Source organism: Rhodococcus sp. OAS809 (assembly GCF_040546695.1).
GTDB classification, from domain to species: domain Bacteria; phylum Actinomycetota; class Actinomycetes; order Mycobacteriales; family Mycobacteriaceae; genus Rhodococcus_F; species Rhodococcus_F qingshengii.
Window position 1 is genome coordinate 151,268 of record NZ_JBEPOI010000002.1, and the last position, 11,987, is coordinate 163,254.

Consider the following 11,987-nt stretch of genomic DNA (forward strand, 5'->3'; position numbering starts at 1 on the left):
ACGCTGGATGATCAGGCGCTCGCGCACAGGACAACGGCCATCCAGCCAGGCACTTCATGTGCTCGCAGTGAATAACGGGCATTGCGGACCATGCGGAGCGAGACCTTACAATCTCGTACTCACTTCTGAGTGCGAGTACACACAGCACGCTCCCGCGTGGCCGCGTGACAACTCGACTTCTGGGTTGGACGCGCCCGGGGGCTGAGGAGACTTACGTGGCCGATCAATCCCCAACCGAATCAGATTCCAGCACCACCCCGGAATTTCCCGACAAGATGCGCGTACACGCGCTGGCGAAGTTGCTCGGCGTCACCAGCAAGCAGGTCCTTGCCGAAGCCGCAGCGCTCGGTACCGAATTGCGCAGCGCGCAGTCGAGTCTCCACCGTGACGTCGCTCAGCGGATTCATGCCTCGTTGACTTCCGCGGCCGAGGCCATCGAGCCCGTCGTCGCCGAGCTCGACACCCTCATCGACCCGGTTGTCGAGGCGCCTGTTGTCGAGGAGCCTGCTGCAGAAGCTCCCGTGGAGGCTCCTGTTGCAGAGGCTCCGGCCGAGAAGCCTGTCAGGGCTCGTCGCACCCGCAAAAAGGTCGTCGTCGAAGAACCTGCAGCAGAAGAAGCAGTGGATCCGGCTGTCGCCGAGATCAGCGCTGGACTCGACGCCGCTGCTGCGCTGCAGAGCAAGGAAGCCGAGCAGTCCGATCTGTTCACTTCCTTCGAGGCGCCGCAGACCCATCAGCCCGAGGTGGCTCCCGCCGCGCCGCAGGTCCCGCTGTTCCTGCAGCCGGATCTCGAAGCCGCCGAGGTAGCTCCGCGTCGCCGTCGCGCACGCCGCGAGCCTGCTGCACCGGCGGTCGTCGAAGAGAAGCAGACAACCGCGGAAGCCGAAACCGTCGTTCCCGAGGCAGCGCCGGTTGCAGTTCCTGCCGTCGAAGAGCCGGCTGTGACCGCACCGCAAACCGAGGGCGAGAGCGCCGAGTCCGAGGACGAGGACGACGATCAGCCGCGTCGCCGTCGTCGTGGACGCCGTGGACGTGGACGTGGTCGCGGTGAACAGGGTGGCGAGCAGGGTTCGGACGAAGAGTCGGATACCGCTACCGAATCGGAGCAGGAATCTGCCCCTGCGGCAGTCGAGAAGCAAACCGACGACGCTGCCGGCGAAGAATCCGGTGATAAGTCCGAGTCCACCGCTGATGCGGATTCCGAGAATGCCGACGATTCCGATCTCGATGCCGACGGATCGAGCCGCCGTCGCCGCCGTCGTCGTCGTCGCAAGACCGGCACCGACGGTGCCACCGACGCGACTGCGACGTCCGAGGACGATCCGCCGAACACCGTCGTTCACGAGCGCGAACCTCGCAACAAGACCCGCGTCAAGGACGAGGTCCAGGGCATCAGTGGTTCGACACGTCTGGAAGCGAAGCGTCAGCGTCGCCGCGACGGTCGTGACGCCGGCCGACGTCGCCCACCGATCCTGACCGAGTCGGAGTTCCTCGCGCGTCGTGAGGCCGTCGATCGCGTCATGGTTGTGCGCGATCGGGCAGACAGCGGTCAGCCGCATGCGACTACACAGGTAGCAGTCCTCGAAGACGGAGTGCTGGTCGAGCACTTCGTCACCAACTCGGCGTCCGCGTCGATGGTCGGCAACGTGTACCTCGGACGTGTCCAGAACGTGCTCCCCAGCATGGAAGCTGCGTTCATCGACATCGGACGTGGCCGCAACGGTGTTCTCTACGCCGGTGAGGTCAACTGGGAGGCTGCCGGTCTCGGTGGCAACTCGCGCAAGATCGAGCAGGCTCTCAAGCCTGGCGATCAGGTGCTCGTTCAGGTCAGCAAGGATCCGGTCGGCCACAAGGGTGCTCGACTGACGACACAGATTTCGCTTGCCGGTCGTTTCCTCGTCTACGTGCCCGGTGGTACGTCCACGGGTATCAGCCGCAAGCTTCCGGACACCGAGCGCAAGCGTCTCAAGGAAATCTTGCGCGACATCGTGCCCGCCGACGCGGGCGTGATCATTCGCACGGCGTCCGAGGGCGTCAGCGAAGAAGAGTTGGCGCGCGACGTGACTCGTCTGCAGGCTCAGTGGGCCGGCATCGAGGAGCAGGCTGCGGCTGCGGACACCGGTAAGTCCGGCAACCCGCAGGCGCTGTACGAAGAGCCTGACATGCTGGTCAAGGTCATTCGTGATCTGTTCAACGAGGACTTCTCCAAGCTGGTCATCGAGGGCGAGAAGGCGCACACGACGGTCGAGAACTACATCAACTCCGTTGCGCCCGACCTGCTTCCGCGGCTCGAGAAGTACACGCCGAACAACGGTATCGACGTCTTCGCGGCTCGCCGTATCGACGAGCAGTTGGCCAAGGCACTCGATCGCAAGGTGTGGCTGCCGTCCGGCGGCACCCTGGTGATCGACCGCACCGAGGCCATGACCGTCGTCGACGTCAACACCGGCAAGTTCACCGGAGCCGGCGGAAACCTCGAAGAGACCGTCACCCGTAACAACCTCGAAGCGGCCGAGGAGATCGTTCGCCAGATGCGCCTGCGGGACATCGGCGGAATGATCGTCGTCGACTTCATCGACATGGTTCTCGAATCGAACCGGGACCTGGTCCTGCGTCGGCTCACCGAATGCCTGGGTCGCGATCGCACGCGCCATCAGGTGTCGGAGGTCACGTCACTCGGGCTCGTGCAGATGACGCGCAAGAAGTTGGGCACCGGATTGGTCGAGGCCTTCTCGACCACCTGTGAGCACTGCCACGGCCGCGGCATCATCGTCCATTCCGAGCCCGTCGAGGTGAAGTCCTCGGACGACGGAGGATCGCGTTCGGGCTCGCAGCGCAGTGATTCCGGTACCTCGCGCAAGAACAAGCGTGGCCGCGGAGACAAGTCGGCTTCGACCGAGTCCAACGGACAGGAAGCTCCGGCGCCGGAGGTTCCGGCCGTCGACGCGACGGTCAAGCGGGCTCATCCGGTGGCATTGGCGATGGCCTCGCATCACCACGACGACGACGAGACCGTCGCGGCCGACTCGACCGAGTCTGATTCCGCCGGTGTGTCTTCGGGGGACGATGCATCCAAAAGTGCCGATCGGCAACAAGATCGGCCGATACATACTCCTGCTGCTGCTGAGCACCATGACGTTCCTGTTGTGGACTCTGCTGCGGAAGAAGTATCCGCAGTGGACAACGAGTCGGCCGCAGCTTCGACCGAAGCAGCTCCGCGCGGTCGTCGGCGTAGTCGCCGGGCGTCGCGGGCAGCGTCGGCACCGGTTGCCGAGGCAGCTCCCGAGGTGGGCACGGTCTTCGTGATTCCGACTCCGGAACCCGTGGTGGACGCGGTCGCGGAAAACGTTCCGGCTCCGGCCACCGAAGTTCCGGCTGAGGAAGAAGTTGTCGTCGTCAAGAGACCCCGTCGCAGGCGTGCAGCAGCACGTCCCGCAGGTCCTCCGGTAGACGGAGAGTAAGAACTACTGGCTTTCGGTCGGTTGGATGACTTCGCGATGAGCGAGGACATCCAACCGCTATCCGAAGTTTCAGCTGGTAGAAGCAGTACAGAGTAGTAAGCACCACCCCTCGGCGGGGCGGTTTGACCCTGACGGTTGCTTTCCCGTAACCTTGGAGGGTCGCCACCCGGCGGTAGAGATTCCGTGTGCCTAGAGTGCGCGTGAATGTCCCGGTACGTCAGTGCCGAGCCGAGGTGACATAAACCAGACCAGTCGCGATGCATTTGAAGCCTCAGGCAGCAGCGCGAGCAAGTTCGAAGAAGCAAGGGGTAGCCCTCCGATGGCAACGTACGCGATCGTCAAGACCGGCGGAAAGCAGTACAAGGTCGCTGTTGGTGACCTCGTCAAGGTCGAGAAGATCGAGGGTGAGCCCGGCACTGCTGTCTCGCTTGCTCCCGTTCTCGTGGTCGACGGATCTGACCTGACCACCGACGCGGCCAAGCTGGCCAAGGTCGCAGTCACCAGTGAGATCGTCGAGCACACCAAGGGCCCGAAGATCCGCATCCACAAGTTCAAGAACAAGACCGGTTACCACAAGCGTCAGGGCCACAGGCAGCCGATCACGGTGCTCAAGGTCACGGGCATCAAGTAACCAGTTCTTTCTAGCTAATTTCACCCGAGGAGGGTCAATAGCATGGCACATAAGAAGGGTGCATCCAGCTCCCGTAACGGTCGCGATTCAAACGCCCAGCGCCTCGGCGTGAAGCGCTTCGGCGGCCAGTCGGTCAGCGCAGGCGAAATCCTGGTTCGCCAGCGCGGCACGCACTTCCACCCCGGCGTCAACGTCGGCCGTGGCGGCGACGACACCCTGTTCGCTCTCGCTGCCGGCGCAGTCGAGTTCGGCCAGAAGCGTGGACGCAAGACCGTGAACATCGTTCCGGCCGTCGTTGCGGCTGAGGTCTAGTCTTTCTCGCTAGTTGTGCGTCATCGGTTCTACTTCGGTAAGCCGGTTCTGCTTTCGGTAAGAGAGTGACGCGTTCCAAGCTCCCGATAGGGGCGGACCAGGGTTGAAATAACCCGGTCCGCCCCTATCGTTTGTTTGAGCAGTACCCGTTTTGCCCCGAGCAACCCTGCTCACCAGAAGTTCAGCTCATCGCGTGAGACCCGCAATTGACTGAGGAAGGATCCGGCAGTCATGTCCCGATTCATTGACCGTGTTGTGCTGCACGTCAGCGCTGGAAAAGGCGGCAATGGTTGCGCCTCCGTACACCGCGAGAAGTTCAAACCGCTCGGCGGTCCGGACGGTGCCAACGGAGGTCGCGGTGGCGACGTCATCCTCGTGGTCGACGAGAACATCCACACCCTCCTCGACTTTCACTTCCATCCCAACGCGAAGGCGACCAACGGCAAGCAGGGCGCCGGCAGTAACCGCGAGGGTGCAAACGGTGAAGACCTCATCCTCAAGGTTCCGGATGGAACTGTGGTTCTCGATACCGACGGCAACGTGCTTGCCGACCTCGTGGGAGTCGGTTCACGCTTCGACGCCGCTCAGGGTGGCCGCGGCGGACTCGGCAACGCAGCACTCGCCTCGAAAGCCCGCAAAGCTCCCGGTTTCGCACTCCTCGGTGAGGACGGTGTCGAGCGTGACCTGGTTCTCGAACTCAAGTCGGTAGCCGACGTCGGTCTGCTCGGATTCCCCTCCGCCGGTAAGTCTTCGCTTGTGTCCGTTCTCTCTGCGGCTAAGCCGAAGATCGCCGACTACCCCTTCACCACTCTGGTCCCCAACCTCGGCGTCGTCTCGAGCGGTGACACCACCTTCACCGTCGCCGACGTGCCCGGGCTGATCCCCGGTGCAAGCGAAGGCCGCGGTTTGGGCCTGGACTTCCTGCGCCACATCGAACGCTGCGCCGTATTGGCGCACGTGATCGACTGCGCCACCCTCGATCCGGGACGTGACCCGATCTCCGACATCGACGCCTTGGAAGCAGAGCTGGCCGCGTACACGCCCGCGCTCTCCGGCGATTCGGGACTCGGTGACCTCGACAAGCGCCCGCGCGTCGTCATCCTCAACAAGACCGACGTTCCCGAGGCCGCCGAATTGGCCGAAATGGTCACGCCTGAGATCGAAGCTCGCGGATGGCCGGTCTTCACCATCTCGGCGGTGAGCCGAGAAGGATTGCGACCGTTGACATTCGCGCTGGCGAAGATGGTCCGCGACTACCGCGAAGCTCATCCGAAGCCCGAGCCGAAGCGCCAGGTCATTCGCCCGGTCAAGGTCAAGGATTCCAGCTTCACCATCGAGAAGGATCCCGATATTCCCGGTGGGTTCGTCGTCCGAGGCACCCGCCCGGAGCGGTGGATTCGTCAGACCGCCTTCGACAACGACGAGGCCGTTGGCTACCTCGCCGACCGTCTTGCTCGATTGGGCGTCGAGGACGCATTGGTCAAGAAGGGCGCTCAGCCAGGAGCTTCCGTCACCATCGGCGACGTCAGCTTCGAGTGGGAGCCGATGACGCCGGCCGGTATCGATCTGACCCGCACGGGCCGTGGAACCGACCCGCGTCTCGATCAGGTGGAGCGCATCGGCGCCGACGAGCGCAAGCACGCGCGTCGTGTCCGCCGCGGCTTGCTCGACGAAGACGCCTGACCCACGCGATTTCAGGACGAAAACCGAAGAGAGGGAACGGGACTGTGCTCGGGTCCACCAGGGAGTCGATAGCGTCGGCTCACAGTATCGTCGTGAAGATCGGGTCGTCTGCGCTCACCAGTCTGGTGGCGGGACTCGATACTCACCGACTCGATCTGTTGGCCGACGCCATCGAGGCTCGCATGCGTGCGGGTTCCGATGTCGTCGTCGTCTCGTCCGGTGCCGTCGGCGCCGGACTGGCGCCGCTGGGACTGACCAAGCGGCCTCGCGATCTCGCGACCAAGCAGGCTGCGGCCAGCGTCGGTCAGTTGGCTCTGGCTCACGCCTGGGGTACGTCGTTCGCCCGTTACGGCCGTACCGTCGGGCAGGTTCTACTCACGGCTGACGACATCGCTCGACGGACGCAGCACCGCAACGCCCAACGGACACTCGATCGTCTACGGGCATTGCACGCGGTGGCGATCGTGAACGAGAACGACACCGTTGCCACCACCGAACTTCGATTCGGTGACAACGATCGGCTGGCTGCACTGGTTGCTCATCTGGTCGGCGCCGACGCGTTGATCCTGTTGTCGGATGTGGACGGACTGTACGACGGGGATCCCCGAAAGGGCGATGCCACACTGATTCCCGAGGTCAACAGTCCCGAGGATCTCGACGGTGTGGTTGCCGGTTCGGGTGGCGCCCTCGGTACCGGAGGCATGGCGTCGAAGCTCTCAGCAGCACGCCTGGCCGCTGATTCCGGCGTGCCGGTTCTGCTCGCGGCAGCATCGGATGCTGCGCAGGCACTCAGTGGTGCCGATGTCGGAACGGCATTTGCGCCCCGGCCGACGCGATTGTCGGCCCGCCGATTCTGGGTTCGTCACGCCGCTGACACATCGGGTGACCTCCACCTCGACGAAGGCGCCGTCCGCGCGGTCGTGTCCAAGCGTCGAAGCCTTCTGTCCGCTGGCATCGTCGGTGTATCCGGTGACTTCCACGCCGGCGACGTCGTGTCCCTGATGGGGCCGGGGGAGAAGCCCGTCGCCCGGGGTGTCGTTGCGTTCGACGCTGCGGAGATCGAGGAGATCCTGGGGCGCTCCACCACCGATCTACCGGCCGACATGCAGCGTCCTGTGGTTCACGCGGACGACTTGGTGGCGCTGTAGCTTTCGTGCTCGACGAGGGCGGAAAGTGCTTCAGCGCAACCGACTTCGAGCTTGAGGTCGGCGAATTCGTCGCCGCGAGTCGTGCCTCGATTGACGATGGCGATCGGCTTCCCGGTCTTGGCGGCATGCCGGACGAAACGTAGGCCGGACATCACGGTCAACGACGACCCGGCTACCAACAGTGCGTCGGATTGGTCGACAAGGCTGTATGCACGGGCGACGCGTTCCTTGGGGACGGATTCGCCGAAGTAGACGATGTCCGGTTTGAGTAAGCCACCGCACACGGCGCAATCCACGACGCGAAAGTGTGCGGTGGATTCGATCACGGCATCTGCGTCGGGTGCGATTTCGACTCCTGTTGCAGCAGCGACTGTTTCGGCGAATCCGGGATTGGCTTCTTCCAGCCTCTCCGCGAGAGTGGTGCGGGAGATCAGCCGCTGGCAGCTCAGGCATCGAACCTGCGCGTAGGTGCCGTGGAGGTCGATGACGTTTCGCGCGCCGGCCTTGGTGTGCAGGAGGTCGACGTTCTGGGTGATCACGCCGACGGCTCGCCCTGTTCGTTCCAGTGCCGCGACGGCCCGGTGGCCCTGGTTGGGGCGGGAGCTGTCCATGTATCGCCAGCCGATGTGGTTGCGCGCCCAGTAGTGCCGCCGAAACGCCGGATCGCCGATGAACTGTTGGAACGTCATCGGATTGCGCGGGGGTGAATCAGGTCCGCGGTAGTCCGGGATTCCGGAGTCGGTGGAGATGCCGGCGCCCGTCAGAACTGCCAGGCGACGGCCGGCCAGGAGCTCGGGGAGGGCGTCGAGGCGGCTGTTGTCGGTAGGCACCGTTCCAGGATAGGCGCGTGTGCGAGACGGAGGCGCGGAGGAAGTCCGAAATGTTCAATAGAACACGTGTGCGATCGCCAATACTCGTACACATGAACACAGTGAACCCGATCCCTGCTGGTTACCGCACGATCACTCCCTACCTTGCGGTGCCGGACGGCCATGCCGCACTCGACTACTACAAACGAGCACTTGGAGCTGAGATAGTCGATGCGATGAACGCACCTGACGGCTCCCTCATGCATGCGGAGATCCGGATCGGCGATTCGATGCTGCAGCTTTCGCGGGAGATGCCGGACTTCGGTCTCAAATCACCGCAGGACGGCTGGGTGCATTCGTCGATCGTCGTCTACACCGAGGACACGGACGAGTTTGTCGCTCGGGCAGTCGCCGAGGGAGGCATGCTGGTCACGGCTGTGGCCGATACATTTTCGGGCGACCGGCATGGAGTGTTTCTCGATCCGTTCGGCCACAGGTGGGCAGTATGCACGAAGGTCGAGGATGTACCTGCCGAAGAGGTCGCTCGCCGGGCGCGGGCGCTTTTCTTTCCGGAGACGCAGTCGTCACAGTAATTTGTGGCAACCGTCGTCCGAGCATTCGAGCTTCGGCGGCGTGCTCAGTATCCGGCTACGGGGTCCACGAGGGCAGCCAGCGCCTCACCCTTCGCGAAGCGGGTCACGTTCTTGGAGACGTGATCCGCGAACGCGGCGGGGCGAACGCCTGGCGGATTGGAATCGTGGGGTGTGATGATCGCATTCGTCAGATCCCACAGTGGGTGACCGTCCGGGAGGGGTTCGGGATCGGTGACGTCGAGACCGGCGCCGCCGATCTGTTCCGACTCGATGGCCTCGACCAGTGCGTCGGTGTCGACCAGTGATCCTCGCGCGACATTGATCACCCAGGAATGGGGTTGCATCGCCGCCAACTGCGCACGACCCACGAGGTGACGGGTGGCCGGGGTGGCGGGCGCAGCAATCACGAAGTGATCTGCGCGAGAATAGATTTCATCCATTCTGGATGCGGGGTACGTGGAGATCGCCCCGGGGACCGGGCTACCGGAACGATTGACTGCGATGCTGTCCGCCCCCTGCGCGGCCAGCATCGGAATCAGCGCGCGGCCGATACCGCCTGCGCCGATGATCGCAACCGTCGAGCCACGGAGGGTGCCGATCTTGGGAAAGAACTCGAACTGACGCCACGTTCGAGCCTCGATGTGTGCAGGCAAGTGACGAACTCCGGCCAAGAGAAGCATGAGTGCATGCTCGGCCACCGACGCCGAAAATGCACCGGCCGCCGAGGTCCACGTGATTTCTGTGTCCTTCGGAATCACACCGGAGTCGAACCAATCCTCGATTCCCGCCGACGGAAGCTGCACCCACCTGACCGACGCCGGTAACTCCGACGGAAAGGTCTCGGGTGAGCCCGCCCAGATCAGGGCGTCCGCAGTGTCGATCGGACTGATCAGACCACCGCCCCGAAGCACCGCGCTGTCGAGCAGTGCATCGGGGACGGGGCCGATCGCTACGCGTGGAGAGGTGTCAGTCGCCATGACTAGACGCTACGCGGGGACCTCCACCAGTGGGTAGACACCGTTCTCGTCGTGCACCTCACGCCCGGTGACCGGCGGATTGAACACGCACAGCATGCGCATCTGCGTGTCCGGCTCGACGCGGTGACGCTCGTGGCCGTTGAGCAGGTACATCGACCCCGGTGCGAGATCGTATTCCTTGTTGTTGTCGAGGTCGATCAGCTTGCCGGTGCCCTCGACGAGCCAGACAGCCTCGACGTGGTTGGCGTAATGGAACTCGTTGACCGAACCCGCCTTGATGGTGGTCTCGTGGAACGAGAACCCGACGCGGTCGCCGCCGAGGACGATGCGCTTGCTGCGCCAGTTTCCGTCCTCACTCGTGATGTCGCGGTCGGTGTCGGTGATCTCGGTGGTGGTGCGAACGATCATGGGAGAGTCCTTCCTCTAGCTGCAGACCTTGAGTGTCGCCTCGGCCAGAATGGAGAGGCCGTGCTCGAGCTCGTCGTCGGTAATCGTCAGTGCGGGAAGCAGTTTCACAACCTGGTCGGAGGGTCCGGAGGTCTCGGCGAGCAATCCCTCGTCGAATGCCAACTGGCAGACCTTGCCGGCGCGCTCGGGCTGTTCGAAGACGAGGCCCTGAACCAAGCCACGCCCGCGGTGCGAGACCTCGCCGGGGAACTGATCGGAGAGGTTGGCGAAGCATTCGCTGATGCGTGCGCCCTTCTTCAACGTCGTCTTGGTGAGGGCGTCGTCGGACCAGTAGTGGTCGAGTGCCACCTTGGAGGTGACGAACGCCGGGTTGTTGCCGCGGAATGTGCCGTTGTGCTCGCCCGGTCCCCAGACGTCGAGTTCACGCTTGAACAGCGTGAGCGCCATCGGCATTCCGTAGCCGCTGATCGACTTGGACAACGTGACGATGTCGGGAACGATTCCGGCCTCTTCGAAGGAGAAGAACGGGCCGGTACGGCCGCAACCCATCTGGACGTCGTCGACGATCAACAGGATTCCGCGATCCGAGCACAGTGTTGCCAGCGCCCGAAGCCATTCGGGGCGGGCGACATTGACGCCACCTTCACCCTGCACGGTTTCGACGATCACTGCCGCGGGGCGGTTGATTCCACTGCCGGAATCATCGAGAACGCGGGAGAACCACTGGAAGTCCTCGGTGACGCCGTCGAAGTAGTTGTCGAAGGGCATCGGTGTCGTGTGCACGAGGGGGACACCGGCGCCCGCGCGCTTCATCGAGTTGCCGGTCACGGAGAGTGCACCAAGTGTCATTCCGTGAAATGCGTTGGTGAAGTTGATGACTGCCGAACGTCCGGTGACCTTGCGGGCCAGCTTCAGTGCAGCCTCGACGGTGTTCGATCCGGTCGGGCCGGGGAACTGGACCTTGTAGTCCAGGCCGCGTGGCTCGAGGATGTTGCGCTGAAAGGTCTCGAGGAATTCGCGTTTGGCGACTGTCGACATGTCGAGGCCGTGCGTGATGCCGTCGCTCATGATGTAGTCGACCAGTGCGGATTTGAGCACCGGGTTGTTGTGGCCGTAGTTGAGGGCGCCGGCACCGGCGAAGAAATCGAGGTAGTCGCGTCCGTTCTCGTCACGAATCCAGGATCCGGATGCGCTGGTGAACACTGCGGGCCAGTCACGGCAGTAGCTGCGAACCTCGGACTCGAGGGTTTCAAAAATGCTTGCTTCGTTGATATTCATATCTTCTTTGTTCCTCCGGGGCATGCTGTATGCCGAGCGCGAAGTGCGCTAGGCGCCGATCGTGTAAAGATCTTCGGCTTCGTGTCCATCGGGAAAATCGTTGGGCGAGAACAAGGTCTGCCTGGTTATCGGTACTTCGCGCCGACGTGCGAGCGCGGTGAAGAGTGCGATCGAAGCCTCGTTGTCGGGGCTGATCGTGGTCTCCAGATGTGTAACACCCAGTGGGGCAGTGCGATCCATCAAATCGGACAGCATGCGGGCAGCAATTGCCTTGCCGCGCTGGTCTTCGTCGACCGCAACTTGCCACACGAACAGGGTTTCCTGCGCGCTGGGACGGGTATAACCGGAAACGAATCCGACTACGCGGCCGTCTACCTCCGCGACGATGGACGTCGCGCTGAAATCCCTGCACCACAACAGGTATGCATAACTCGAATTGAGGTCGAGCACCTTCGAATCACGTGCGATCTCCCAGAGCCGGACTCCGTCATCGATCTGTGGGCTTCTGAACAACACCGCGTCCGGCGCGGTGGTCGGGATAGCTCTCGTATCAACAGGCTTCATCGGTCATCTGAACGTAACAATCATTGCTGTCGAAGTCATGCAGATGTCCGTTTCGGGCCGTGTGGAACCCGTTGCGCCCCAGGTGAGGACATGAATGTGATGGTGCTCACATTATGTAACTTT

11 protein-coding genes are annotated in these 11,987 nt (G+C 63.2%); 6 read left to right on the top strand and 5 right to left on the bottom strand.

The features are described from left to right. Positions 1-215: 215 nt before the first annotated feature. From ABIE52_RS03850 to proB, 5 genes are all read left to right on the top strand, one after another. A complete protein-coding gene (locus tag ABIE52_RS03850; protein ID WP_192712953.1) occupies positions 216-3,461 on the top strand; it encodes a translation initiation factor IF-2 N-terminal domain-containing protein in 3,246 nt (1,081 codons plus the stop codon). A 319-nt stretch (positions 3,462-3,780) separates the two neighbouring features. Beyond that, positions 3,781-4,092, top strand: a complete 312-nt coding sequence (gene rplU / locus ABIE52_RS03855) for a 50S ribosomal protein L21 (RefSeq protein WP_003944533.1) — start codon at positions 3,781-3,783, stop codon at positions 4,090-4,092. Positions 4,093-4,134: 42 nt separating this feature from the next. Then, positions 4,135-4,404 carry a 50S ribosomal protein L27 gene (rpmA, locus tag ABIE52_RS03860; protein WP_003944532.1) on the top strand — a complete coding sequence of 90 codons (270 nt, stop codon included), beginning with the start codon at positions 4,135-4,137 and terminating at the stop codon, positions 4,402-4,404. Positions 4,405-4,635: 231 nt separating this feature from the next. Further along, complete coding sequence (gene obgE, locus ABIE52_RS03865; RefSeq protein WP_003944579.1) at positions 4,636-6,087, top strand: GTPase ObgE; 1,452 nt, start codon at positions 4,636-4,638, stop codon at positions 6,085-6,087. 44 nt (positions 6,088-6,131) lie between these two features. Continuing rightward, entirely contained in the window at positions 6,132-7,235 is a 1,104-nt protein-coding gene (gene proB, locus ABIE52_RS03870; RefSeq protein ID WP_003944552.1) for a glutamate 5-kinase, read from the top strand. Here proB and ABIE52_RS03875 read toward each other — a convergent pair. Next, positions 7,208-8,065, bottom strand: a complete 858-nt coding sequence (locus tag ABIE52_RS03875) for an NAD-dependent protein deacetylase (protein WP_042450219.1) — start codon at positions 8,063-8,065, stop codon at positions 7,208-7,210. The two genes, proB and ABIE52_RS03875, sit on opposite strands and share 28 nt — an antisense overlap. Positions 8,066-8,115: 50 nt before the next feature. Here ABIE52_RS03875 and ABIE52_RS03880 point away from each other — a divergent pair, with 50 nt between their 5' ends. Further along, positions 8,116-8,637 carry a VOC family protein gene (locus ABIE52_RS03880; RefSeq protein ID WP_192712954.1) on the top strand — a complete coding sequence of 174 codons (522 nt, stop codon included), beginning with the start codon at positions 8,116-8,118 and terminating at the stop codon, positions 8,635-8,637. Positions 8,638-8,681: 44 nt separating this feature from the next. Here the strand turns inward: ABIE52_RS03880 and ABIE52_RS03885 are convergent, their stop codons facing one another. From ABIE52_RS03885 to ectA, 4 genes are read right to left on the bottom strand one after another with little or no spacing between them, the layout of a single operon-like run. Then, the gene (locus ABIE52_RS03885) at positions 8,682-9,614 is read right to left on the bottom strand and encodes a D-isomer specific 2-hydroxyacid dehydrogenase family protein (protein WP_007731007.1); all 933 of its coding nucleotides are present in this window, start codon (positions 9,612-9,614) and stop codon (positions 8,682-8,684) included. 9 nt (positions 9,615-9,623) lie between these two features. Further along, entirely contained in the window at positions 9,624-10,022 is a 399-nt protein-coding gene (locus tag ABIE52_RS03890; RefSeq protein ID WP_003944463.1) for an ectoine synthase, read from the bottom strand. Positions 10,023-10,037: 15 nt separating this feature from the next. Next, positions 10,038-11,300, bottom strand: coding sequence for a diaminobutyrate--2-oxoglutarate transaminase (gene ectB, locus ABIE52_RS03895; protein WP_007731008.1), 1,263 nt, complete (start codon positions 11,298-11,300; stop codon positions 10,038-10,040). Positions 11,301-11,348: 48 nt separating this feature from the next. Then, a complete protein-coding gene (gene ectA, locus ABIE52_RS03900) occupies positions 11,349-11,864 on the bottom strand; it encodes a diaminobutyrate acetyltransferase (protein WP_003944572.1) in 516 nt (171 codons plus the stop codon). Positions 11,865-11,987 lie beyond the last annotated feature (123 nt).